Below are 1,008 nucleotides of genomic sequence, written 5' to 3' on the forward strand. Positions count from 1 at the left end.
GGCCCTGACGACATCTACGTATCCCCCAGCCAAATCCGCCGTTTCAACCTTCGCACTGGTGACACCATTTCCGGTAAGATTCGTCCTCCGAAAGAGGGTGAGCGTTACTTTGCACTGTTGAAAGTTAACGAAGTTAACTACGACAAGCCGGAAAACGCGCGTAACAAGATCCTGTTCGAGAACTTAACGCCGCTGCACGCGAATTCTCGCCTGCGTATGGAACGTGGTAACGGTTCTACCGAAGACTTAACCGCTCGCGTACTGGATCTGGCCTCCCCGATTGGCCGCGGCCAGCGTGGTTTGATTGTCGCGCCGCCGAAAGCCGGTAAAACGATGCTGCTGCAGAACATCGCGCAGAGCATCGCTTACAACCACCCGGACTGCGTGCTGATGGTGCTGCTGATCGACGAACGTCCGGAAGAAGTGACCGAGATGCAGCGTCTGGTGAAAGGTGAAGTGGTTGCTTCCACCTTTGACGAGCCGGCATCCCGCCACGTGCAGGTTGCCGAGATGGTTATCGAGAAAGCAAAACGTCTGGTTGAACACAAGAAAGACGTTATCATCCTGCTCGACTCCATTACTCGTCTGGCGCGAGCCTACAACACCGTGGTACCGGCTTCTGGTAAAGTCCTGACAGGTGGTGTGGACGCCAACGCCCTGCACCGTCCGAAGCGTTTCTTCGGTGCGGCACGTAACGTCGAAGAGGGCGGCAGCCTGACCATCATCGCCACGGCGCTGATTGACACCGGCTCCAAAATGGACGAAGTGATCTACGAAGAGTTTAAAGGCACCGGTAACATGGAGCTGCACCTCTCTCGTAAGATTGCCGAAAAACGCGTCTTCCCGGCTATCGATTACAACCGTTCCGGTACCCGTAAAGAAGAACTGCTCACCACTCAGGAAGAGCTGCAGAAAATGTGGATCCTGCGCAAAATTATTCATCCGATGGGTGAGATCGATGCAATGGAATTCCTCATTAACAAGCTGGCGATGACCAAGACGAATGAT

The 1,008-nt window shown here is 54.3% G+C and carries 1 protein-coding gene; it reads left to right on the plus strand.

What is annotated here, in order from left to right:
- On the plus strand, positions 1–1,008 hold a 1,008-nt coding region (gene rho, locus AACG97_RS00320), incomplete at both ends, for a transcription termination factor Rho (RefSeq protein ID WP_338463252.1).

The sequence above is a fragment of the Pseudomonas sp. Nvir genome (assembly GCF_963778085.1).
GTDB lineage: Bacteria > Pseudomonadota > Gammaproteobacteria > Pseudomonadales > Pseudomonadaceae > Aquipseudomonas > Aquipseudomonas juntendi.